The 22,703-nt window shown below is 72.1% G+C and carries 23 protein-coding genes; 11 read left to right on the forward strand and 12 right to left on the reverse strand.

Annotated features, from left to right (window positions below; all coding sequences use genetic code 11):
- Positions 1 to 5: 5 nt before the first annotated feature.
- From AC4BGE_RS04390 to AC4BGE_RS04400, 3 genes are all read left to right on the forward strand, one after another.
- Positions 6 to 1,025 carry a LacI family DNA-binding transcriptional regulator gene (locus AC4BGE_RS04390; RefSeq protein WP_490571151.1) on the forward strand — a complete coding sequence of 340 codons (1,020 nt, stop codon included), beginning with the start codon at positions 6 to 8 and terminating at the stop codon, positions 1,023 to 1,025.
- Between the two features lie 69 nt (positions 1,026 to 1,094).
- Positions 1,095 to 1,445, forward strand: coding sequence for a nuclear transport factor 2 family protein (locus tag AC4BGE_RS04395; protein WP_490574475.1), 351 nt, complete (start codon positions 1,095 to 1,097; stop codon positions 1,443 to 1,445).
- Positions 1,446 to 1,515: 70 nt separating this feature from the next.
- Positions 1,516 to 2,292 (forward strand): SDR family NAD(P)-dependent oxidoreductase, encoded by a 777-nt coding sequence (locus AC4BGE_RS04400; protein ID WP_490571153.1) that lies wholly within the window; start codon positions 1,516 to 1,518, stop codon positions 2,290 to 2,292.
- 5 nt (positions 2,293 to 2,297) lie between these two features.
- Here AC4BGE_RS04400 and AC4BGE_RS04405 read toward each other — a convergent pair whose 3' ends face one another.
- On the reverse strand, positions 2,298 to 3,269 hold the full coding sequence (locus tag AC4BGE_RS04405; RefSeq protein ID WP_490574476.1) for an aldo/keto reductase: 972 nt from the start codon (positions 3,267 to 3,269) through the stop codon (positions 2,298 to 2,300).
- A gap of 111 nt (positions 3,270 to 3,380) precedes the next feature.
- Between AC4BGE_RS04405 and AC4BGE_RS04410 the strand changes: the two genes are divergently transcribed.
- The gene (locus AC4BGE_RS04410) at positions 3,381 to 3,941 is read left to right on the forward strand and encodes a hypothetical protein (protein ID WP_490574477.1); all 561 of its coding nucleotides are present in this window, start codon (positions 3,381 to 3,383) and stop codon (positions 3,939 to 3,941) included.
- A gap of 49 nt (positions 3,942 to 3,990) precedes the next feature.
- Here the strand turns inward: AC4BGE_RS04410 and AC4BGE_RS04415 are convergent, their stop codons facing one another.
- Genes AC4BGE_RS04415 through AC4BGE_RS04430 form a run of 4 tightly spaced genes read right to left on the reverse strand, consistent with a single transcriptional unit; the run spans position 3,991 to position 7,517 of the window.
- Complete coding sequence (locus tag AC4BGE_RS04415; protein ID WP_490571156.1) at positions 3,991 to 4,743, reverse strand: enoyl-CoA hydratase/isomerase family protein; 753 nt, start codon at positions 4,741 to 4,743, stop codon at positions 3,991 to 3,993.
- Between the two features lie 2 nt (positions 4,744 to 4,745).
- Entirely contained in the window at positions 4,746 to 5,924 is a 1,179-nt protein-coding gene (locus AC4BGE_RS04420; RefSeq protein ID WP_490571157.1) for a thiolase family protein, read from the reverse strand.
- A gap of 57 nt (positions 5,925 to 5,981) precedes the next feature.
- A complete protein-coding gene (locus tag AC4BGE_RS04425) occupies positions 5,982 to 6,824 on the reverse strand; it encodes a 3-hydroxybutyryl-CoA dehydrogenase (protein ID WP_490571369.1) in 843 nt (280 codons plus the stop codon).
- Between the two features lie 60 nt (positions 6,825 to 6,884).
- A complete protein-coding gene (locus AC4BGE_RS04430) occupies positions 6,885 to 7,517 on the reverse strand; it encodes a rhomboid family intramembrane serine protease (RefSeq protein WP_490574478.1) in 633 nt (210 codons plus the stop codon).
- A 90-nt stretch (positions 7,518 to 7,607) separates the two neighbouring features.
- Here AC4BGE_RS04430 and AC4BGE_RS04435 point away from each other — a divergent pair, with 90 nt between their 5' ends.
- On the forward strand, positions 7,608 to 8,132 hold the full coding sequence (locus tag AC4BGE_RS04435; RefSeq protein ID WP_490574479.1) for a MarR family winged helix-turn-helix transcriptional regulator: 525 nt from the start codon (positions 7,608 to 7,610) through the stop codon (positions 8,130 to 8,132).
- A gap of 49 nt (positions 8,133 to 8,181) precedes the next feature.
- Here AC4BGE_RS04435 and AC4BGE_RS04440 read toward each other — a convergent pair whose 3' ends face one another.
- Positions 8,182 to 8,736, reverse strand: a complete 555-nt coding sequence (locus AC4BGE_RS04440) for a carboxymuconolactone decarboxylase family protein (RefSeq protein WP_490574480.1) — start codon at positions 8,734 to 8,736, stop codon at positions 8,182 to 8,184.
- A 261-nt stretch (positions 8,737 to 8,997) separates the two neighbouring features.
- Here AC4BGE_RS04440 and icmF point away from each other — a divergent pair, with 261 nt between their 5' ends.
- Positions 8,998 to 12,249 carry a fused isobutyryl-CoA mutase/GTPase IcmF gene (gene icmF / locus AC4BGE_RS04445; RefSeq protein WP_490574481.1) on the forward strand — a complete coding sequence of 1,084 codons (3,252 nt, stop codon included), beginning with the start codon at positions 8,998 to 9,000 and terminating at the stop codon, positions 12,247 to 12,249.
- 17 nt (positions 12,250 to 12,266) lie between these two features.
- Here icmF and AC4BGE_RS04450 read toward each other — a convergent pair whose 3' ends face one another.
- Positions 12,267 to 13,043 carry an SDR family NAD(P)-dependent oxidoreductase gene (locus AC4BGE_RS04450; protein ID WP_490574482.1) on the reverse strand — a complete coding sequence of 259 codons (777 nt, stop codon included), beginning with the start codon at positions 13,041 to 13,043 and terminating at the stop codon, positions 12,267 to 12,269.
- 165 nt (positions 13,044 to 13,208) lie between these two features.
- Here AC4BGE_RS04450 and AC4BGE_RS04455 point away from each other — a divergent pair, with 165 nt between their 5' ends.
- Together AC4BGE_RS04455 and AC4BGE_RS04460 are read left to right on the forward strand one after the other, a co-directional pair.
- Entirely contained in the window at positions 13,209 to 14,417 is a 1,209-nt protein-coding gene (locus tag AC4BGE_RS04455; protein ID WP_490574483.1) for a CaiB/BaiF CoA transferase family protein, read from the forward strand.
- A 106-nt stretch (positions 14,418 to 14,523) separates the two neighbouring features.
- A complete protein-coding gene (locus AC4BGE_RS04460) occupies positions 14,524 to 15,261 on the forward strand; it encodes a FadR/GntR family transcriptional regulator (protein ID WP_490574484.1) in 738 nt (245 codons plus the stop codon).
- Positions 15,262 to 15,277: 16 nt separating this feature from the next.
- Here AC4BGE_RS04460 and AC4BGE_RS04465 read toward each other — a convergent pair whose 3' ends face one another.
- From AC4BGE_RS04465 to AC4BGE_RS04480, 4 genes are read right to left on the reverse strand one after another with little or no spacing between them, the layout of a single operon-like run.
- The gene (locus tag AC4BGE_RS04465; protein ID WP_490571165.1) at positions 15,278 to 16,075 is read right to left on the reverse strand and encodes an amidohydrolase family protein; all 798 of its coding nucleotides are present in this window, start codon (positions 16,073 to 16,075) and stop codon (positions 15,278 to 15,280) included.
- 20 nt (positions 16,076 to 16,095) lie between these two features.
- Positions 16,096 to 16,845 carry an SDR family NAD(P)-dependent oxidoreductase gene (locus AC4BGE_RS04470; RefSeq protein WP_490571166.1) on the reverse strand — a complete coding sequence of 250 codons (750 nt, stop codon included), beginning with the start codon at positions 16,843 to 16,845 and terminating at the stop codon, positions 16,096 to 16,098.
- Positions 16,845 to 17,987: an acyl-CoA dehydrogenase family protein gene (locus tag AC4BGE_RS04475; protein WP_490571167.1), complete on the reverse strand. Its 1,143-nt coding sequence runs from the start codon at positions 17,985 to 17,987 to the stop codon at positions 16,845 to 16,847. The genes AC4BGE_RS04470 and AC4BGE_RS04475 overlap by 1 nt, the downstream gene beginning before the upstream one ends.
- Before the next feature lie 49 nt (positions 17,988 to 18,036).
- On the reverse strand, positions 18,037 to 19,188 hold the full coding sequence (locus tag AC4BGE_RS04480; protein ID WP_490571168.1) for an acyl-CoA dehydrogenase family protein: 1,152 nt from the start codon (positions 19,186 to 19,188) through the stop codon (positions 18,037 to 18,039).
- Positions 19,189 to 19,323: 135 nt separating this feature from the next.
- On the opposite strand from AC4BGE_RS04480, the gene AC4BGE_RS04485 reads away from it, so the two are divergent.
- From AC4BGE_RS04485 to AC4BGE_RS04495, 3 genes are read left to right on the forward strand one after another with little or no spacing between them, the layout of a single operon-like run.
- The gene (locus AC4BGE_RS04485) at positions 19,324 to 20,529 is read left to right on the forward strand and encodes a thiolase family protein (protein WP_490571169.1); all 1,206 of its coding nucleotides are present in this window, start codon (positions 19,324 to 19,326) and stop codon (positions 20,527 to 20,529) included.
- A gap of 40 nt (positions 20,530 to 20,569) precedes the next feature.
- On the forward strand, positions 20,570 to 21,328 hold the full coding sequence (locus tag AC4BGE_RS04490) for an SDR family NAD(P)-dependent oxidoreductase (protein WP_490574485.1): 759 nt from the start codon (positions 20,570 to 20,572) through the stop codon (positions 21,326 to 21,328).
- A complete protein-coding gene (locus AC4BGE_RS04495; RefSeq protein ID WP_490574486.1) occupies positions 21,325 to 22,113 on the forward strand; it encodes a crotonase/enoyl-CoA hydratase family protein in 789 nt (262 codons plus the stop codon). The genes AC4BGE_RS04490 and AC4BGE_RS04495 overlap by 4 nt, the downstream gene beginning before the upstream one ends.
- A 67-nt stretch (positions 22,114 to 22,180) precedes the next feature.
- Here the strand turns inward: AC4BGE_RS04495 and AC4BGE_RS04500 are convergent, their stop codons facing one another.
- Positions 22,181 to 22,630, reverse strand: a complete 450-nt coding sequence (locus AC4BGE_RS04500) for a fibronectin type III domain-containing protein (protein WP_490574487.1) — start codon at positions 22,628 to 22,630, stop codon at positions 22,181 to 22,183.
- Between the last annotated feature and the right edge of the window lie 73 nt (positions 22,631 to 22,703).

Below are 22,703 nucleotides of genomic sequence, written 5' to 3' on the forward strand. Positions count from 1 at the left end.
GCCGCGTGAACGGGTCAGGAGGGTCGCCCACCCTGGACGAGGTCGCGAGGGTCGCGGGCGTCTCACGCGCCACCGCCTCGCGGGCGATCAACGGCGGGATGCGGGTCAGCCCCCAGGCGCTGGCCTCGGTGGAGTCGGCGGTGCGCACCCTCGGCTACGTGCCCAACCCGGCCGCCCGCAGCCTGGTCACCCGCCGCACCGACTCCGTGGCCGTGGTGGTCCCGGAGCCGGACGAGCGGATCTTCTCCGACCCGTTCTTCGCCGGCACGCTGCGCGGGGTCACCCGGGTGCTGACCGAGCACGACCTGCAGCTGGTGCTGCTGCTCGCCCGCCCGGGGGCCTCCAGCGCGCGCACCCTGCGCTACCTCAACAACCGGCACGTCGACGGTGCCCTGGTCGTCTCCCACCACCGCGACGACGGGCTGGCCGAGCAGCTCGCCGGCACCGACCTGCCCTGCGTCTTCGGGGGCCGCCCCTGGACGGCCGGCGACCGGGTCGCCTACGTCGACGTGGACAACGTGGCCGGGGCGCGGCAGGCCACCGAGGCGCTGCTCGAGCGGGGCTGCCGGCGGATCGCCACGATCGCGGGCCCGGCCGACATGACGGCGGGGGCCGACCGGCTGGAGGGCTGGCGGCAGGCGATGGCGGCGGCCGGGCTGCCGCTGGACGCCGTCGAGCACGGGGACTTCACCCAGGAGAGCGGGGAGGTCGCCGCCCTGTCGCTGCTGGAGACCCACCCGGACCTCGACGGCCTCGTGGTGGCCTCCGACCTGATGGCCGCCGGCGCGCTGCGGGTGCTGGCCCGGGCCGGTCGCCGGGTGCCCGACGACGTGGCCGTGGTCGGCTACGACGACCTCGGCGTCGCGGAGCGGACCACTCCCCCGCTGACCACCATGCGCCAGCCGGTCGAGGAGATGGCCGAGCGGGCGACCCGCCTGCTGCTGGAGCAGATCGAGGGCCGCGGCAGCGGGCGACCGATGCGCGTCATCATCCCCCCGCAGCTGGTGCGGCGCGCCAGCGCCTGAGGTCGAGCTCGTCCGGGTGCCCAGTTCAGGCGATGGCGACACGGTCCGCGCACGTCGAGACTGTGGACCATGGCCACGGAACGCGCGGACGCCGTACGAACCCTGTACCAGTCGTTCAACGAGCGAGACGTGGACGCCGTGCTCGCGGCGTTGGCGCCCGACGTCGACTGGCCCAACGCCTGGGAGGGCGGAAGGCTGCTCGGGCGTGAACAGGTGCGTGCGTACTGGGAGCGCCAGTGGCGGGAGATCCGCCCCACCACCGTCGTGCGGGACATCCGCGCACGCCCCGACGGCACCGTCTCGGCCCGCGTCGGCCTCGTCGTGCGCGACCTCGGCGGGGACGTCCTGGCGCGTTCCGAGGTCACTCACGTCTACGAGTTCGCGGGAGCCCACGTCCAGCGCATGACGGTCGAGGAGTAGGCGACCTACCCCGTCGCCCCGGCGGTCCGGCTCCGACCACACCGGCCTCCCGACCACTAGCCTGCCGGGCATGGACATCACCGGAGCATCCGCCCTCGTCACCGGAGGCGCGTCGGGCATCGGCGCCGCCGCCTGCCGCCAGCTGGCCGCCAAGGGCGCCCACGTCGTCGTCGCCGACCTCAACGACTCCGCCGGCGAGGCGCTGGCCGCCGAGATCGGCGGCGTCTTCGTGCACGTCGACGTCACCGACACCGAGCAGATCAAGGCCGCCGTCGACCGGGCCACCGAGCTCGGCCCGCTGCGGGTGCTGGTCAACTCCGCCGGCATCGGCTGGGCCCAGCGCACCGTCGGGCGCGACGGCGAGCTCGCCTCCGCCCACGACCTCGAGGCCTACAAGAAGGTGATCGCGATCAACCTGATCGGCACCTTCGACGCGATCCGGGTCGCCGCCACCGCGATGGGCCGCACCGAGCCGCTCGCCGACGGTGAGCGCGGCGCGATCGTCAACATGGCCTCGGCCGCGGCCTTCGACGGCCAGATCGGCCAGGCGGCGTACTCCGCCTCCAAGGGCGGCGTGGTGGGCATGACGCTGCCGGTGGCCCGCGACCTCTCCGCGATCGGCGTCCGGGTCAACACCATCGCCCCCGGACTGATCGACACCCCGATCTACGGCGAGGGCGAGGCCTCGGAGGCGTTCAAGGCCAAGCTGGGCGAGTCAGTGCTCTTCCCCAAGCGGCTCGGCGTCCCCGACGAGCTGGCCAGCATGGTGGTCGAGTGCGTGACGAACTCCTACCTGAACGGGGAGACCGTCCGGGTCGACGGTGGCATCCGGATGCCACCGAAGTAGGGCGCTCAGCGGTGACCGGAGATGGCGTGCGGCTCGTAGCCGCGCTCCAGCTCGGCGACCTCGTCGTCGGTCAGCTCGACGTCCAGCGACGCCAGGGCGTCGGCGAGGTGCTGCGGCTTGGTCACCCCGACGATCGGGGAGGTGACGGCTGGCCTGGAGGAGAGCCAGGCCAGTGCCACCTGCGCCCGCGGGATCCCGCGCCGCTCGGCGACGGCGGCGACCGCCTCGACGATCGTCCTGTCGCCGTCGCGGTAGAGGGTGGCGCCGAACTCGTCGGTCTGGACGCGGGCGGTCTCCGCGTCCCAGTCACGGGTCAGCCGGCCGCGGGCGAGCGGGCTCCACGGGATCACCCCGACGCCCAGGTCCTCGCAGAGCGGGAGCATCTCCCGCTCCTCCTCGCGGTAGATCAGGTTGTAGTGGTTCTGCATCGAGACGAACCGGGTCCACCCGCCGAGGTCGGCGGCGTGCTGGGCCTTGGCGAACTGCCAGGCATACATCGACGACGCCCCGAGGTAGCGGGCCTTCCCCGCCTTCACCACGTCGTGCAGCGCCTCCATGGTCTCCTCGATCGGCGTCGTCGGGTCCCACCGGTGGATCTGGTAGAGGTCGACGTGGTCGACCCCGAGCCGGCGCAGGCTCGCGTCGACCTGGGTCATGATCGCCGCGCGGGAGAGCCCCGAGCCGGCAGGGCCGGGCCCCATCCGGCCGTGCACCTTGGTGGCGATGACCACCTCGTCACGGGGCGCCATCTCCTTGAGCAGCCGGCCGGTGATCTCCTCGCTGCTGCCGCCGGAGTAGACGTTGGCGGTGTCGAAGACGGTGACGCCGCCCTCGAGCGCGGCCCGGACGATCGGGCGTGCGGCGTCCTCGTCGAGCACCCACGGGTGCCCCCCGCGGCTCGGGTCGCCCCAGCTCATGCACCCCAGCGTCAGGGCCGAGACCTCCAGCCCGGTGCTGCCCAGCTTCGTGTACCGCATCCCCCCACCTTCCGCCGTCGTCGTCCGCACCCTAGCCGGGTCGGCTCGGGGAGGTCCGGCGCTCGCTACCCTCGCCGCACGACCAGGGGGCCGCATCACCAGGGGGACCGGATGAGCAGGACGAACCACGACAAGGTGGTCTACCGCGGGCGCGCGGTGGCGGGCTGGCTCTGGTGGGGCACCTGGGCGGCGCTGCTGGCGATGGCGGTCGTGCCTCCCGTGCTGGACGACGACTTCGTCTCGATCGGCGACTTCCTCATCCAGGTGTTCGCCTACGGCGTCGCCTGGGGGGTGCCGATCTGGGTCATGCTGATCACGCTGTGGTCGATGGAGTTCTACGGCAAGGTCACGCTGACCCGTTCCACCCTGCGGGTCGGGCGGGACCGGATGCCGCTCTCCGAGCTCGACCCCGTGGGAGTGCGCGCGGTCGACGACGAGCAGCCGTCGATGGGCAGGCGGGTCCGTGCCTCGGCGGGCGACGTGCACGTGCCGACCTCGCGCCCGGCGGGCCCAACCGGCGCGACCTTCCGCTACCTGGGTGGCTCCTACGGGACCCCCCTGGGCATGGACGCCATCAGCCTGCCGACCCGCGACGGCGGCGCGGTGCGGTTCTACGTCCGCGACCGCGGGGCGTTGCTCGCGGCGCTCGAGGGGGTGCTCCCCCCGTCCTGAGCGCCGGCCCGAGCACGCAGCGCTGACGCCGGCGCCCCGTGTGCCGGCGTCAGCGCCCCAGGAACCGGCCGATGAGGGCCTTCGCCTCCGCACCGGGGACCATCGAGCTGATGGTCCGTGCCTCCTCGGCACCGGTGGCGGCACGGTCGAGCTCCCAGCCGGACCGCAGCAGCCGGCGCACCTGGCCGTAGGCCGCGGCCGGTCCGGTCGCGAGGCCGGCGACCAGCTCGGCGGCGCGTGCCGCGGGGTCCTCCGCCACCTCGGTGACCAGGCCCCACTCGAGCGCGGTGCCGGCGGTGATGGGCCGACCGCTGAGCGCGAAGCCCAGCGCGCGGTGCGAGCCGACGGCCCGCGGCAGCAGCCAGGAGACCCCGCAGTCGGGGGTGAGGCCGATGCCGGGGTAGGCGAAGACGAACTTCGTGCCCGTCGCGGCGACCACGAGGTCGGCGCTGAGCATCACGCCCAACCCGGCGCCGGCGACCGCGCCCTGGACGGCGCAGACCACCGGCTTGGGCATCGCGGCGAGCCGCTGCAGCACCCCGTCGAGGTGGAGCGCCAGCTCGTGCAGGTAGGCCTCGGGGTCGGCGGCGGCGTCGAACGAGGCGACGTCTCCCCCGGCGCAGAACCGGGGGCCCGCCCCGGTCAGCAGCACCGCCCGCACCTCGTCGTCACCCGCGGCCCTGTCGACCGCCTCGCCGAACGCCTGGGAGGTCGGCAGGTCGAAGGTGTTGGCCGCCTCGGGCCGGGAGAGCTCGACGTGGGCGACGCCGTCGCGCACCTCGTAGGTGACCAGCGCGCCCATCCTCAGGCCCGCCGGAAGAGCGCGGCCAGCGCCTGGCCGCCGCCGATGCACATCGTCACGATGCCCAGCTCGAGGTCGCGGCGGACCATGTCCTTGGCGACGCGCAGGGTGAGGATCGCACCGGTCGCACCGACCGGGTGACCCAGCGCGATCGCCCCGCCGTAGGGGTTGACCTGGTCGAGCCCGAGACCGGCGTCGCGGACCACCGCGACCGCCTGGGAGGCAAAGGCCTCGTTGAGCTCGATCACGCCGATGTCGGAGGGCGCCGTCCCGGTCTTCTCGAAGAGGCTCTTCAGCGCCAGCACCGGGGCGTAGCCCATCAGCTCGGGCTCCATCGCGGCCGTGGCGACGGCCTCGATGGTGACCAGGCCGCTCATGCCGCGCTCGATCACCGCGGACTCGCGGGCGAGCACCAGCGCCGCGCCGCCGTCGTTGATCCCCGAAGCGTTGCCGGCGGTGACGGTGCCGTCCTTCTTGAACGCCGGGCGCAGCGAGGCCAGGGTGCCGAGCGTGGTCTCGGGCTTGGGGTGCTCGTCGACCGAGACGGTCACCGACCTGCGGCCGCCGGTCTCGACCGCGACGATCTCCTCGGCGAACGCCCTCCGGGCCGCCTCGGTGGCCGCCCGCCGCTGGGACTCGGCGGCGAACTCGTCCTGCTGCTGGCGGGAGACGTCGTAGCGCTCCGCGACGTTCTCGGCGGTGACGCCCATGTGGATGCCGTGGAACGGGTCGGTCAGCATCATCACGGTGCCGTCGGCGAGCTCGCGGTGGCCGAGGCGGTGGCCGTTGCGGGCGCCGAAGTCGTAGAACGGCATCCGGGTCATCGACTCGTCGCCACCGGCGAGGGCGAAGTCGAGGTCGTTCCAGCGCATCTCCATCGCCGCCGACCAGACCGCCTGCAGGCCGGAGCCGCAGAGCCGGTTGACGGTGTAGGCGGGCACGTTCGTGGGCAGTCCGGCCGCCACCGCGACGCGCCGGGCGTTGTAGGCGTCGGGCCCGACCTGGCCGATGCACCCCATGACGACTTCCTCGATCTCCTCGGCGGCGACCCCGGAGCGCTTCAGCGCCTCCTTGGCCGCGGCCGCACCGAGCTCGTGGCCCGGCACGTCCTTGAAGGCCCCGCCGAAGCTGCCGATCGGGGTCCGGGCACCGTCGAGGACGACGATCCTGTCGTTGTTCATGCGGGTTGGTCCTCCAGCTGGTCTGCGGGTCGGGCAGCCGCTGTGGTCGACGCCCGTTCAGTAGGTGTAGAAGCCGCGCCCGGTCTTGCGTCCGAGGAGGCCGGCGTCGACCATTCTGGCCAAGAGGGGCGGAGCGGCGTACAGCGGCTCCTTGAACTCCTCGTAGAGCGACTCCGCGACGGCCTTGGTGGTGTCGAGCCCGATCAGGTCGGCCAGCGCCAGCGGGCCCTGCGGGTGGGCGGCGCCGAGCACCAGGCCGCGGTCGATGTCCTCGGCGGTGGCGAAGCCGGACTCCAGCATCCGGATGGCGGAGAGCACGAACGGGATCAGCAGGGCGTTGACCACGAAGCCGGCCCGGTCCTGGCAGTCGATCGCCTGCTTGCCCAGCACGCCCTCGACGAAGTCGCGGCTGCGCTCGGTGGTCTCCGGGGCGGTGAGCAGGCTGGGCACCAGCTCGACCAGCTGGAGGACCGGGACGGGGTTGAAGAAGTGGATGCCGATGACGCTCTCGGGGCGGGAGGTGACCACGCCGAGCTTCATGATCGGGATCGAGGAGGTGTTGGAGGCCAGGATCGCGTCGGGGTCGGCGACCACCCGGTCGAGGGTGCGGAAGAGCTCGGTCTTGGCGTCCTCGTCCTCCACGATCGCCTCGACGACCAGCTGGCGGTCGGCCAGCTCGTCGAGGTCGGTGACCACCCGGATCCGGTCCAGCACCGCAGCGGCGGAGTCGATCTTGCCCTTGGCCTCGGCGCGCGAGAGCGACTTCTCCAGGCGCGCCCGGCCGGCCTCGGCGGCTGCCGCGCTCGACTCAGCCACCACCACGTCGAGCCCCGCGCGGGCACTGACCTCGGCGATGCCGGCTCCCATGAGCCCGCAACCGACAACTCCGACCTTCTCCATCTTGCTCATCCGTGAGTGCGCCCTTCGTCGTTATGGGACCGAGTACACCCCTGACGGTATTCAGTACCGGCGAGTAGGCGAAACTCGGCGGTCCTCGTAGCGCATCCCCCAGGCGGCGCAGACGCCCCCGAGGGCGCCGAACAGGTGCCCCTGCCAGGAGACCCCCGCCTGTCCGGGCAGCACCCCCCACAGGGCCCCGCCGTAGAGGAGGAAGACGAGCACCCCGAGCGCGATCTGGCCGGGGCGACGGGTGAAGAAGCCGCGGACGATCAGGTAGAGCAGCCAGCCGAAGACCAGGATCGAGGCGCCGAGGTGGACGGTGCCGGCCCCGCCGAAGAGCCAGGTGCCCAGGCCCCCGACGATCCAGACCACCGCGGTGACCACCAGCCACCTGCCCACCCCGGAGAGCAGGATCAGGAAGCCGAGCACCAGCAGCGGGACCGTGTTGGCGATCAGGTGGTCCCACCCGTGGTGCAGCAGCGGCGCGAGCAGCACGCCCATCAGCCCGTCGGTGCTGCCGGGCCGGATCCCGTCGTCGTCGAGCTGGTTGCCGGTGGCCGCGTCGAAGCCCTCGATGGCCCAGAGCAGGGCCACGAAGCCGAGGCTCCACACCGCCGCGGTCCGCCAGGCCGCCCACCGCGACGGGCCGCGCTCCACGTAGGGACCTGGGGAGGAGGGTGGCCAGCCGGACATGCCCCCACGCTAGGCGGTGCCGGCAAGGGGATGGACGGACGCGGTGATCACCCGACTCCTAGGACGTCCGAGCAGCGCTAGCGTGGAGCCATGACCTCCCACTCCCCCGAGGCCCGCGACCCGATCCGGGAGGCGCACGCCCAGTGGCTGCGCCACGGCTGGGAGGACGCGGCCGACGGGATGGCGATGGTCACCTCGGTGGTGCGGGTGCACCAGCTGCTGATGGAGCGGATCGACGCCGCACTGCGCCCGCTGGGGCTCACCTTCGCCCGCTACGAGGTGCTCCGGCTGCTCTCCTTCGTGAAGTCCGGCTCGCTCCCGATGACCCGCCTCGGGTCGCTGCTCCAGGTGCACCCCACCAGCGTCACCAGCGCCGTCGACCGCCTGGTCAAGCAGGGGTACGCCGAGCGCCGCCGGCACGCCGACGACGGGCGGGTGGTGCTCGCCTCGCTCACCGAGTCGGGGCGCGACGTGGTGGAGCAGGCGACCCTCGCCCTCAACTCCTCGGTCTTCGAGCAGCCGGGCCTGCCGCCCGCGCAGGTCGCGGCCCTGACCCGCCTGCTGGGCGAGGTGCGGGTCGGCGCGGGCGACGTCGTCGTGCCGCTAGGCCCCTGACCCGACCCAGCGGGGCCCACCGGGCCCCGGACCCGGCGGCCGGAGCGCCTCAGAGGAAGGTGACCGGGGCCTGCCGCCAGGGCGCCAGCACCCCGTCCGCCTCGGCGTACTCCTCGGGGAGGTCGTCGGTCAGCGCGAGGCTGGAGTCCATCCGCCCGTAGCCCACGAAGGAGCCCACGAGCAGGCACAGCTCCATCACCTCGGGCCAGGTGAAGTGCTGGCGCAGGCGCTCGAAGGTCTCGTCCTCGACCTGCAGGTGGTCGGTCGCCATCAGGTCTGCGTAGGCCAGCGCGGCGCGCTCGGCCTCGGTGAGGTCGGGCGCCTCCTCGGGCTTCTCCAGCGAGCAGACCAGCTCCTCGTCGAGGCCGCCGGTGGAGTAGCGGATGGCCATGCAGCTGCGGCACTGGTTGTGGAAGGCGACCCGCAGCCGCACCAGCTCCACCAGGCGACCGGGGAGGATCCCCTTGGTCTTGATGGCAGTCATCCAGGCGATGTAGTCCTCCAGCAGGTGGGAGGCGTGGGCGTGCACCTGACGGCGCAGTGGCGCGTCGGCCCCGACGATCGGCTCGTAGACCTCGGGGGACGCCGGAGGGATTCGGGACACGCTGCACTCCTGGGGTGGCGGGCGGAGGAGCACGGACGGGCCCGTGAGGAGCACCGCGGCCGTGCACCCGGGACCCCAGGGGAGTCGAGGGGGCCTCTCGTTGTCAAGGGTCGCGCCCCGGCCGGAGCGGCTCCCCGAGCTCATCTCGACCGCGACTTGGCCGGACTACCTGCGAGTAGGGCACCCCGGCGCTTCCTAGACCTATGTGGACGTCCTACCATCTAGGTACTAGGAAGTCCTACCAACTCTCCCGAGGTCTCGATGTCCCTCACGCCCGACCTGCACGTCCCCCAGCACCCGGTGCGGCTCGTCACCGCCTCCAGCCTCTTCGACGGCCACGACGCGTCGATCAACATCATGCGGCGGATCTTCCAGTCCCAGGGCTGCGAGGTCATCCACCTCGGGCACAACCGCTCCGTGCAGGAGGTCGTCGACGCGGCGCTGGAGGAGGACGTGCAGGGTGTCGCGGTCTCCTCCTACCAGGGCGGCCACGTGGAGTACTTCGAGTTCCTGGTGGAGTCGCTGCGCGCGGCGGGGGCCGGCCACGTCAAGGTCGTCGGCGGCGGCGGGGGCGTGATCGTGCCCGCCGAGATCGCCCGGCTCCGCGAGTCCGGCGTCACCATCTTCTCCCCCGAGGACGGCCAGCGGCTGGGCCTGGTCGGCATGGTCAACTCGGTCGTCCGCGACTGCGACTTCGACCCCTGGGCGATCCGCCAGGTCGGGGCCGACGAGCTCCTCACCGGCGACCGCGCCGCCGTGGCCCGGGCGCTCACCGGCGCCGAGACCGGCCAGCTCCCCGCCGCGGCGCTGGCCCGGATCAGGGAGGCGGCGGCGGCTCGCGCCACCCCGGTGCTCGGCATCACCGGCACCGGCGGCTCCGGCAAGTCGAGCCTGACCGACGAGATCGTCCGCCGCTTCCGCGTCGACCAGGCCGACAAGCTGCGGATCGCGGTCATCGCGGTCGACCCCACCCGGCGCAAGGGCGGCGGCGCCCTGCTCGGCGACCGGATCCGGGCCAACAGCCTGGACGGCGACCGGGTCTTCTTCCGCAGCCTGGCCACCCGCGGCGCCCACGAGGTGCCCGAGCACCTGGCCGACGCGATCGCCTGCGTCAAGGCCGCCGGCTTCGACCTGGTGATCGTCGAGACGCCGGGCATCGGGCAGGGGGACGCGGCGATCGTGCCCTACGTCGACACCTCGCTCTACGTGATGACGCCCGAGTTCGGCGCCGCCTCGCAGCTGGAGAAGATCGACATGCTCGACTTCGCCGACACGGTGGCGATCAACAAGTTCGAGCGCCGGGGCGCCAAGGACGCGCTGCGCGACGTGGGCCGCCAGCTGGTCCGCAACCGCGAGGCCTTCGGGAAGCAGCCGCACGAGATGCCGGTCTTCGGCACCAGCGCCGCCACCTTCAACGACGACGGCGTCACCGCGCTCTACCAGCACCTGCGCGACCTGCTCGCCGACCGGGGCCTCCCGGTCGCCGAGGGGACGCTCCCCCACGTCGACGTGCGGCACTCCTCCGGCATCCGTCAGGTCGTCCCGACCGACCGGGTCCGCTACCTCGCCGAGATCGCCGAGACGGTCCGCGACTACCACGCCCGCACGAACATGCTGGCCCACGCCGCCCAGCGGCTCCAGCGACTCCAGTGGACCGCCGAGGAGCTGGCCGCCGCAGGCGCTCGGGACGAGGCGGCACAGCTGGGCGGCCTCCCGGCCCTGCTCGAGGCTGCCCGCAAGCAGCTGCCCCACGAGGTCGCCGACCAGATCGCGGCCTGGCCCGCGGTCGTGGAGTCCTACTCCGGCGACGAGCAGGTCGTGAAGGTCCGCGACCGGGAGATCCGCACCACGCTGACCAAGGAGTCGCTGAGCGGCAACAGGATCCCGCGGGTCGCGCTGCCCCGCTACACCGACCACGGTGAGCTGGTCCGCTTCTGGCGCAAGGAGAACCTGCCCGGCTTCTTCCCCTTCACCGCGGGCGTCTTCCCGTTCAAGCGGGACGGCGAGGACCCGGCGCGGATGTTCGCCGGCGAGGGCGACCCGGCGCGCACCAACCGCCGCTTCAAGGTCCTCTCCGCCGACGGCGAGGCCACCCGCCTCTCGACGGCCTTCGACTCCGTCACCCTCTACGGCCGCGACCCCGACCCCCGCCCCGACGTCTACGGCAAGGTCGGCACCTCGGGCGTCAGCGTCGCCACGCTGGAGGACATGAAGGTCCTCTACGACGGCTTCGACCTGGTCGCGCCGAGCACCAGCGTGAGCATGACGATCAACGGGCCCGCGCCGACCGTGCTGGCGTTCTTCCTCAACACCGTGATCGACCAGCAGGTCGAGCGCTTCCGCGAGCGGGAGGGGCGCGAGCCCGACGAGGCCGAGCGCGCCGACCTCACGGCGTACGCCCTGGCGAACGTGCGCGGCACGGTGCAGGCCGACATCCTCAAGGAGGACCAGGGCCAGAACACCTGCCTGTTCTCCACCGAGTTCAGCCTGCGGATGATGGCCGACGTCCAGGAGTGGTTCATCGAGCAGCAGGTGCGCAACTTCTACTCCGTCTCGATCTCCGGCTACCACATCGCCGAGGCCGGGGCGAACCCCCTGAGCCAGCTCGCCTTCACCCTGGCGAACGGGTTCACCTACGTGGAGGCCTACCTGGCCCGCGGCATGGACATCGACGACTTCGCGCCCAACCTGTCGTTCTTCTTCTCCAACGGGATGGATCCCGAGTACAGCGTGCTGGGCCGGGTCGCCCGACGGATCTGGGCGATCGCGATGAAGGAGAGGTACGGCGCGAACGAGCGCTCGCAGAAGCTGAAGTACCACGTGCAGACCTCGGGCCGCTCCCTGCACGCCCAGGAGATGGACTTCAACGACATCCGCACCACGCTGCAGGCCCTGATCGCCATCTACGACAACGCCAACAGCCTGCACACCAACGCCTTCGACGAGGCGGTCACCACCCCGACCGAGGAGTCGGTGCGCCGCGCCCTGGCGATCCAGCTGATCATCAACCGGGAGTGGGGGCTGGCGATGAACGAGAACCCGCTCCAGGGGTCCTTCATCATCGACGAGCTCACCGACCTGGTCGAGGAGGCGGTGCTGCGCGAGTTCGACTCGATCAACGAGCGCGGCGGCGTGCTCGGGGCGATGGAGACCGGCTACCAGCGCGGCCGGATCCAGGACGAGTCGATGCTCTACGAGCACCGCAAGCACGACGGCTCGCTGCCGGTCGTCGGGGTCAACACCTTCGTGCGACCCGACTCCGACGTCACTCCCACCGAGGTCGAGCTGGCCCGCGCCACGGAGGCGGAGAAGGAGTCCCAGCTGCGCCGGGTCCGCGACTTCCGGGCCGCGCACGCCTCGGAGGCCGAGGCGGCCCTGGCCCGCCTCAAGGAGGCGTCGGTCTCGGGCGACAACGTCTTCGCGGTGCTGATGGACGCCGCCCGGGTCTGCACCCTGCAGCAGGTCACCGAGGCGTTCTTCGAGGTCGGGGGGCAGTACCGCCGCAACGTCTGAGCGGCCACCCGGGGTGGTCAGGGCACCGGGGAGAACCCGCCGTCGACGTTGACGGTCGCCCCGGTGACGTAGGAGGCCCGCGGCGAGAGCAGGAACGCCGCCACGTCCGCGAACTCCTCGGCCCGCCCGAGCCGGCCCATCGGGATGCCGAGCCGGCCGGCGAGCGCCGCGGTGAACTCGCCGTACTCCTGACCGGCCGTGGCGGCGGCGCGCACCCACTGGTCGCTGTCGACGTAGCCGATGAGCACCGCGTTGACCCGCACCCTCGAGGGGGCGAGCTCCTGGGCCATCGCCTTGGTCCAGGCCAGTCCCGCGCTGCGCGACGCCGAGGTGGGCAGGGTGCCGGCGGCCGGCGCCTTCGCGGAGACCGCCAGGCTGTTGAGCACCGCTCCCCCGCGCTCGCGCAGGTGGGGCAGCGCGAGGCGGGTGAGCCGGATCATCGCCATCACCTTGAGCTCGTGGTCCGCGAGGATCTCCTCGTCGCCGAGCCCCTCGAAGGCGCCGGCCGCGGCCTGTCCGGCGTTGTTCATCACGCCGTCCAGGCGGCCGAACCGCTCCAGGGTCCGCTCCACCAGGGTCGCGAGGTCACCGGTGTCCCGAACGTCCGCGCGCACCCCGATCACGCTGCCGGGCAGGCCCTCCAGGGCGGCCACCGCGCGCTCGAGCCGCGTCTCGTCCCGGCCGCAGACCGCCACCCCGGCGCCCTCCTCGGCCAGCCGGCGCGCGGTCGCCAGCCCCAGCCCGTCGGAACCTCCCGTGATGACGAACGCCCGGCCAGTCAGCTCCAGGTCCATGGATCTCCCCTCTCGGCTCGGATCCATCCTGCCGCGCCCGCCCCGGGCGGGCCATCCCCGAGCCGCAGGCGCAAGGACCGACCGCACCGCCCTCGCGGAACATCTTGTGACTGGCACCACGGATGTTATTATTCATATGCATTGATTGCGTCGAGAGGAAGCCACATGAGCGAGTCCGGGTCCCAGGCACCCCTGTCCGGCGTGCGCGTCATCGAGCTGGGCTCGATGTATGCCGCCCCCACCGCGGGGCGCATGCTGCGCGACTTCGGCGCCGACGTGGTCAAGATCGAGGACCCCGCCCAGGGTGACTTCGCCCGCCAGTGGCAGCCGGCCCACGAGGGGCTGGCGATCGGCTACTCCCGGCTCAACTCTGGCAAGCGCTCCGTCGGCCTCGACATGCGCAGCCCCGAGGCCCGCGACATCGCCCGGAACCTGATCGCCGGCGCCGACGTGGTCATCGAGAACTTCCGCCCCGGCCGGATGGAGAAGTGGGGCCTCGGCTACGACGCCCTCTCCGCCGAGCACCCGGGTCTGGTCATGACCAGGGTCAGCGGGTTCGGCCAGACCGGTCCCTACGCCGCCCGCCCCGGCTTCGGCACGGTCGCCGAGACGGCGTCCGGCTACGCCTTCCTCAACGGCTGGCCCGACACTCCGCCCACCGCCCCGCCGTTCGGCTTCGCCGACTCGATCGCCGGCATCTCGGCGGCCTTCGGCACCGCGATGGCGCTCTTCAAGCGCGAGATGACCGGCCGGGGCTCCGAGGTCGACGTCGCGCTCTACGAGCCGCTGATGTTCATCCTCGGCGACGCGGTCCTCAACTACACCGCGAGCGGCACGATCATGCAGCGGCACGGCAACGCCTCGGGCGCCGCCTCGCCGCGCGGCATCTACGAGGCGGCCGACGGGGGGTGGCTCTCCATCGCCGCCTCCAACCAGTCGATCGCGCTGCGGCTCTTCGAGGCGATGGGCCGACCCGACCTCAAGGACGACGAGCGCTTCGCCACCAACACCGCCCGGATGGCCAACAACGAGGCCATGCAGCAGATCGTCATCGACTGGGTGGGGTCCTACCCGCGCGACGAGGCGCTGGCGATCCTGGACAAGCACGAGGTGGTGGCGGCGGCGGTCAACGACGCCAGGGACGTCACCCAGGACCCCCACTTCCAGGAGCGGACCCTGGTCGAGCTGGCCAACACCGTGCTCGGCCCCGCCCTGATGCCCGGGCCCATCCTGCACCTCGACGACTACAATGGACCCAGGTACGACGGCGTCGCCGCGGTGGGGGAGCACACCAGGGAGGTGCTGGTCGACGAGTTGGGCATGGCGCCCGACGAGGTTGCCCGCTTGGCCCACAACGGCGTGGTCAGCGGCTGAGACGCCCTGAAGCCCCTTTGCGAATGAGCGAGTTGCAACCCTCAATGCTGATTATGATCACGCCACCGCACGGACGCGCCTGGTCCGGCTCCGAAGGGAATCACCGATGACTGCCACCACCCTGCGTCCGATGAAGACCGCGATGCTGGTCGCTCAACGCATCGTCGCGGACATCAACGCGCGCGGCAACGTCATCGGCGATCGCCTGCCCCCCGAGCGCGCCATGCTGGAGAAGTACGACGTCGGCCGCGGCACGCTGCGCGAGTCGCTGCGCTTCCTCGAGCTCCAGGGCGTCATCACCCTCAAGCCCGGCCCCGGCGGCGGCCCCGTGGTGGTCCAGCCGGACGCCAGCAGCCTGGCCACCTCCCTGACGCTGCTGCTCCAGTTCTCCGACGCGCCGTTCCGCACCATCGCCGAGGCCCGGCTGGGCCTGGAGCCGATGATGGCGCAGCTGGCCGCCGAGCGGATGAGCGAGGACTCGCTGGCCTCGCTCAAGGACAGCGTGGACAACATGCACGACAACCTCGGGAACCAGTCGGTCTTCCTGGAGGAGAACAAGCGCTTCCACGACCTCATCTCCCACGGCTCGGGCAACGCCATGTTCGGCCTGCTGGTCGACGCCCTGCTCGGCATCCTGGACGGCTCCGCGATCGGCATCGACTACCCCGAGCTGCGCCGTGCCGCGGTGCACAAGGCTCACCTGCACATCTACCAGACGATCGAGGCCCGCGACCCCGCCGCCGCCGCCTCGGCCATGCAGGACCACATCCAGGAGTACGTCCGCTACGCCGAGCGGAAGTTCCCCGAGGTGCTCGACGCCCCCATCGTGTGGGGCCGGGTCTGAGCCGACGGCCCCGCCGTCAGGAGGGCAGCCGGTCGCCCAGCACGCCGGCCAGCGTGCCGCCGAGCACCATCTTGGTCTCGTCGTCGGTGAGCCCCAGCGCCTCGATGGCCCGGATCTCCTCCGCGGGGCTCGTCATCGGCCAGTCGGAGCCGAAGACGATGCGCTCGGCGCCGTGCTTGCGGATCAGGTCGCGCACCCGCTCGGGACGCAGCGTGGCCAGGCTGGGCGGCCAGGAGGTCTCCAGCACCACGTCGGCGCCGGCCAGCATCTCCTCGGCGTCGTCGAGGATCTTGTAGCCGCCGAAGTGGCAGGCCATCAGCCGCAGGTCGGGGAACTGCCGGGTGATGTCACGGATCATCTTCGGGCTGGAGAGGCTGTTGGTGAACTCGTCGCCGCCCTCCCCCACGTGGGTGATCACCGCGTAGTCGCTGCCGAAGGCCTCGAAGATCTCCCACAGCCGCGGGTCGTCGAGCGCGAACTTCTGGAAGAGCGGGTGGATCTTGACCGCCCGGACCCCGTGCCGCTGCAGGCTGGCGAGGTTCTCCTCCACCGACAGCTCGACGTGCACGGTGCCGAACGGCACGTGCGTCTCGTCGGCCAGGCCGGCCACGAAGCGGTTGACCGAGTCGACGTGACGGGCCTCGTTGGCGATGGCCAGGCAGCAGCTCACCTGGACGCCGCTCTCGGCCATGTCGCCGGTCAGGCCGGTGACGGTGCCGTCGCCGCGGGCCTCCAGGCCCTGGACCCGGTTGCCGCCGAGGGCGACCGCGGCGATCTTGTCGGGCCAGACGTGGGTGTGCGCGTCGATGATCATGGGGGGCGTCCTCTTCTGGGTCAGAGCTTGCCGGACTCGCCACCGTCGACCACGAAGATCGCGCCGGTGGTGAAGGACGACAGGGGGGAGACGAGCAGGCAGGTCAGCGGCACGATCTCGGACGGGTCCGCCATCCGGCCGGCCGGGATCTTCGCGATCCGCTTGGCGTGCAGCTCGGGCGACTCGGTGACCGCCTTCTGCGCCTCGGTCACGAAGGCACCGGGCGCGATGCAGTTGACCTGCACGTTCTTCGACGCCCACTCGGCGGCGAGCGCCTCGGTGAAGCGGACCACCGCACCCTTGGAGGTGGAGTAGGGCACCAGGAACGGCTTGCCGCGCAGACCGGTGGTGGAGGCGACGTTGACGATCCGTCCCGCGCCCTGCTCGATCATCTGCCGGCCGGCGGCCTGGGCGAGCAGCATCGGGGCGATCACGTTGACCGCCAGCGCGTCCTTCCAGATCGCCGGGTCCTGGGTGGCGAACTTCCCGGCCGGGGCGATGCCGGCGTTGTTGACCAGCCCGTCGATGCGGCCGTGGCGCGCGATGACCTCGGGCACCAGCGCCGCCACCGACTCCTCGTCGCGCATGTCGACCCGGGCGGCGGTGATGCGCCCCTCGCCCCGCGAGGCCACCTCGTCGAGGCTGTCGACCGAGCGCGCGGCGGCCACCACGGTGGCGCCCTCGCGGGCCAGGGCGAGCGCCATCGCGGCACCGAGGCCGCGGCTGGCACCGGTGACCAGGACGACCGTTCCGTCGAGCTTGAGGTCCATCAGCGGGCACCCTTCGCGAGCCGGCGCGCCAGCGAGTCGAGGAGCACCTCGGTGGCGCCCTCGTAGACGCGCAGCGGGCGGGCGTTGCGGTAGAGCCGCTCGATCTTGGAGCCGCGGACGAGGCCGAAGCGGCCCATCGTCTGCACCGACCGGTCGACCACCCCGGCGGCGGCCTCGGTGGCGTGCACCTTGGCCATCGAGGAGTAGTCGAGGTGGGCCAGCGGGTCGCTCTTGGCCAGCGCCGCGGCCCGGTAGACGAACGCCCGCGCCGCCTCGACGTCGGTCCACGACTGGGCGAGCTTCTGGGAGACCGCACCGAGCTCGATCAGCGGCTTGCCGAACTGCTCTCGGGTGATGGCGTGGTTCTTGGCCTCGTCCAGCGCCGCCTGGGCCAGGCCCACGGCGGAGCCGGCGACGGTGACCCGGAAGACCGCGAGGGTCTGCAGCATCAGCGAGAACGCCTTGCCCGGCACCCCGAGGCGGTGGTCGGCGGGCACCCGGACGCCGTCGAAGGTGAGCTCGCCGAGGATGTGCGGGGCCATCAGGTCGGCACCCTTCTCCACGCTGAGGCCCGCGGCGTCGGCCGGGACCAGCACCATCGACCAGCCCTCGTCCTCGCGGACCAGGGTGCAGTAGAAGTCGGCCGCCCCACCGTTGGTGATGAAGGACTTGCGCCCGTCGATCACCAGCTCGTCGCCGTCGACGACCATCGTGGTGGTGATGGCGCGCAGGTCCGAGCCCACGTCGGGCTCGGTGAGCGCGAGCCCGGCGATGGCCTCGAGCGTGGCCACCTTGGGCAGCCACTGCTGCTTGAGCTCCTCGGAGCCGCCCACCGACAGCGAGTAGCTGCCCACCCCCTGCATCCCGAACATGGAGTCCAGGTGGGCGGAGGAGTACATCAGCTGCTCGCGGACCACCGCGATGGTCAGCGGGTCGAGCACCTCGTCGTGACCGCCGTACGCCGCCTGGACGACGTAGCGGGCCAGCCCGCTGTCCCGCAGCGCGTCGAGGCAGCCCTGGTGCACGTCGACCGCCTCGTCGGCCTCGGCCGCGAAGGGCTCGACCTTGGCGGCCGTCTCCCGGGCGATCTCCCTGACCTCGCGGTGTCGCGGGCTGAGGTCGAACAACTGGCCGTCTTCCACGGTGAGTCCCTTCTGGAAAGAATGTCGAGGTGCGGGCGGGCGGGCCCGGTCAGCGACGCTGGTCGAACTTGCGGCCGAGCACCTCGGAGACGATGCGGATCCGCTGCATCGTCGGGGTGCCGCCCGCGATCGCCCAGCCGTGCGAGTCGCGGTGGAGGCGCTCGAGACCGTACTCCTCGGTGTAGCCGTTGCCGCCGTGGATCTGCATCGCCAGGTCGGTGACCCGCTTGGCCATCTCGTTGGCGGTGCACTTGGCCAGCGAGACCGCGAGCGGGTCCGGGATGCCGGTCTCGGTGGCGGAGGCGGCGGCGCGGTCGCGCAGCAGCCGGGCGGCCTCGACCTGCAGGATCATGTCGGCCAGCATCACCTGGATGCTCTGGAACTCCACGAGCTCCTTGCCGAACTGCTCGCGCTCCTCGACGTACTTCAGCGTCTTGTCGAGGGCGGCCTGCCCGATCGCCAGGCTCATGGTGGTGTTGCCCATGCGCTCGATCGAGAAGATGCCGAAGAGCTTGCCGAACGAGCCGGCCGGGACGACGACGTTCTCCAGCGGCACCTCGACGTTGTCGAAGTAGAGGTCGGCCGAGGGGATCCCGCGGAAGCCCATCAGGCGCTCGCTGGCACCGAAGCTGAAGCCGGGGGTGCCCTTGTCGACCACGACGGCGCCGATGCCCTTGGCGCCGGGCGCGTCGGAGAGACGGCAGTAGAGGAGGTACTGGTCGGCCTCGCCGCCGTTGGAGATCCAGCGCTTGGAGCCGTTGATCACCAGGTGGCCGTCGACCTCCTTGGCGGTGGTGCGCATGTCGGTGGCGGCGGAGCCGGCGTCGGGCTCGGAGATGCCGACGGCCATCGTGCGCTCGCCGCTGATGATGTCGGGGAGCCAGCGCTCGCGCTGCTCCTCGGTGCCGAGGTGGGTGATCACCTGCGCCGGACCGGTGTTGGCCTCGAACACCTGGAAGGCGGCCGGGCGGCAGACCTTGCCCAGCTCCTCGATGACCACGAGCGCCTCCTCGAGCGGGGCGCCGGAGCCGCCGTACTTCTCCGGGTGGGCGATGCCCAGGAATCCGAGGTCGCCGAGACGGCGCCGCTCCTCCTTGGGGATGGGCGTGCGGTTGACGTCGAGCGCTTCGGCCATGGGCTCGTAGACCTCACGAGCCACCTGCGCGGCCAGCTGCCTGATCTCCGCGTACTGATCCGTCACGGACTCACCTCCTTGGTTGTAATCATTATCCTAGATTCATCGAGGATTTCGTGTCAAGCAATGGCGCCATCCGTCCCTGCCCGGGCGGCGGACCGCTCGTGGACATACGCATGACAATCATGATAAGCAATAGGTATGGTCCAGACGCAAGAGAACAGCCCTCGTGACGTGGTGATCGTCGACGCCGTCCGCTCCCCGGTCGGCCGCGGCAAGGCCGGGGGTGCCCTCGCCGACGTGCACCCCGTCGACCTGCTCGCCCAGACGATCCAGGCGCTGCTGGCCCGCTCCCCGCAGGTCGAGCCCGGCACCGTGGACGACGTCATCATCGGCTGCGTCTCGCAGGTCGGCGAGCAGTCGGCGACCCCGGGCCGGATGGCCTGGCTGGCCGCCGGCTTCCCGGCGCACGTGCCGGCCGTGACCATCGACCGCAAGTGCGGCTCGAGCCAGCAGTCGGTCCACTTCGCCGCGCAGGGCATCCTGTCGGGCGAGGCCGACATCGTGGTCGCCGGTGGCGTGGAGTCGATGAGCCGGGTGGTCATGGGCTCCGCCCGGATGGGAGAGGACCCGTACGGCGACGGGATCCTCGCCGCCTACGCCCCCGGCCTGGTCTCCCAGGGCGTCGCCTCCGAGCTGGTCACCGCCGAGTGGGACCTCACCCGCGACGAGCTCGACGAGTACGCCGCGCTCTCCCACCAGCGGGCCGCCGCGGCGCAGGACGCAGGTGCCTTCGCGCGCGAGATCGTGCCGATCACCACCCCCCACGGCGTGGTGAGCGAGGACGAGACGATCCGCCGCGGCACCACCCCGGAGAAGCTCGGCGGCCTCAAGGCCGTCTTCGAGACCCCGGAGCTCTCCGAGCGGTTCCCGCAGGTGACGTGGTCGACGACCGCGGGCAACTCCTCCCAGATCACTGACGGCGCGGCCGTGATGCTGCTGATGTCGCGGGCCAAGGCCGACGAGCTCGGGCTCCGCGCCCGGGCCCGGGTGCACACCATGTCGGTGGTCGGCAGCGACCCCCTGCTGATGCTCACCGGCCCGATCCCCGCCACCGACAAGGTGCTGGGCCGCTCGGGCCTGACGCTGGACGAGATCGACCACGTGGAGGTCAACGAGGCCTTCGCCTCGGTGCCGCTGGCCTGGCTCAAGGAGCTCAAGGGCGACCCGGCCAAGCTCAACCCCCGGGGCGGCGCGATCGCGCTGGGCCACCCGCTGGGCGCCTCCGGGGCCCGGCTGATGACCACCATGCTGCACGCCCTCGAGGACGAGGGCCAGCGCTACGGCCTCCAGCTCATGTGCGAGGCCGGCGGGATGGCCAACGCCACCATCATCGAGCGGCTCTGACCCGCTCCTCCCCTCCCCCCCACACACACAAGGAGTCCGAGTGGACGTCAACGGAGCATCAGCCCTGGTCACCGGCGGGGCCTCCGGGCTCGGCGCGGCGACCGCCCGCCGTCTCGCGAAGGCAGGGGCCCACGTCGTGGTCCTCGACCTCAACGAGGAGCTGGGCAAGGAGTTCGCCGCCGAGATCGGGGGCACCTTCGCCCAGGGCGACGTGACCGACGCGGCGTCGGTCGACGCCGCCCTGGACGCCGCCGAGCAGCACGGCCCGCTGCGGGCGCTCGTGCACTGCGCCGGCAAGGGCGGCACGGTCCGCCTGGTCAACCGCGACGGCACCCCGGGCGACCTCGAGCTCTACCAGCAGCTGATCAACATCAACCTGGTCGGCACCTTCAACGTGCTGCGGCTCGCCGCGGCCCGGATGGCGAAGAACGAGGTCGTCGAGGGCGAGCGCGGCGTCTGCGTGCTCACCGCCTCGGTGGCCGCCTGGGAGGGCCAGATCGGCCAGATCCCCTACGCCTCGGCCAAGGCCGGCGTGGTCGGCATGACCCTGGTGGCCGCCCGCGACCTGGCGACGAAGAACATCCGGGTCAACACCATCGCCCCGGGCGTCTTCGACACCCCGATCCTGGCCCGGTTCTCCCCCGAGATCCGCGACGGCCTCGGCGCGCAGGTGCCCAACCCGGCGCGCCTCGGCCAGCCGGACGAGTTCGCGATGATGGCCCAGCAGATCGTGGAGAACCCCTACCTCAACGGCGAGACGATCCGTCTCGACGGCGCGATCCGGATGTCGCCGCGATGAGCGCCGTGCCCGAGGAGCCGACCGGTCCGGAGCTGAAGGTCACCGAGCGCGGCCGGGTGCTGGTCATGACCATGGACCGACCCCAGGCGCGCAACGCGATGTCCCTGCAGATGTCGCAGGAGATCGCCGACGCGCTCGACCTGCTCGACAGCCGTCCCGACCTCAGCGTCGGCGTGATCACCGGCGCCAACCAGACCTTCTGCGCCGGCATGGACCTCAAGGGGTTCGCCCGCGGGGAGCGCCCGGTGATCGAGGGCCGCGGCTTCGCGGGCCTGGTGCAGAAGCCGCCGACCAAGCCGCTGATCGCGGCCGTCGAGGGCTACGCCCTGGCGGGCGGCTTCGAGATCGTGCTCGCCTGCGACCTGGTCGTCGCCTCCGAGTCGGCGAAGTTCGGCCTGCCGGAGGTCAAGCGCGGCCTCACCGCCGCGGCCGGCGGCCTGCTCCGCCTCCAGCGGCGCATCCCCTACCACCTGGCGATGGAGCTGGTGCTGACCGGCGCGATGTGGCCGGCGACGGCCGCGGCCGAGGTGCACCTGGTCAACCGGCTCGCCGAGCCCGGCTCCGCCCTCGACGTCGCCCTCGAGCTCGCCGACGAGATCGCGGCCAACGCTCCCCTCGCACTGGCCGCCTCCAAGCAGGTGCTCGTCCGCTCCCAGGACTGGGAGCTGGAGGAGATGTTCGACCGCCAGCACGAGTTCGTGCAGCCGATCCGCGAGTCCGCGGACGCCAAGGAGGGCGCGCTCGCCTTCGTCGAGAAGCGGGACCCGGTCTGGACCGGTCGCTGACGGAGCCACGTCGCACAGCAAGGCCGCGCACCCTCCGGGGTGCGCGGCCTTCCTCGTCTCCGAGGGGTCAGCGCAGGGTGACCCAGCCGCCCCAGGCGGTCTCGGACCAACCGGCCTCGTTGCGGGCGATGACCCTGACCCGGTAGCGACCGGGCGACACGTGGACCACCGCACGGTTGCGGGTGGTCATCACGGCGACCGCACTGGCCCGGTCCTGGGACCTCGCCACGACCATGTGCTTCTCCGCCGGCGGACGACCGCCCCGGCCCGGCTTCCAGGTCACCAGCAGGCGGCCCCGCTTCGCGACCACCTCCACCGCACGCGGGCGGGCGGGCGCTCCGACCGGCGCCTCGGCGGCGACCTCGGCCCGCGGGGCGACCGGGGCGACCGGGGCGAGCGGGGCAACCGCGACGACCGGGGCGGTCGGGCCGACGACCAGGGACAGGAGCGCGACCGCGAGCAGGCCCGCCCGAGGTGGTGCGGGCGGACGGCCCGCCTGGCAGCTCCGAGTGCGCACGTCGATCCCCCTCGCCGATTTCCCAAGGTAGCCCCTGTGCAGGACGTGGCTGCGGCCCTAGTGTCACAAGTCA

It is taken from the genome of Nocardioides sp. Z50_6 (assembly GCF_058215755.1).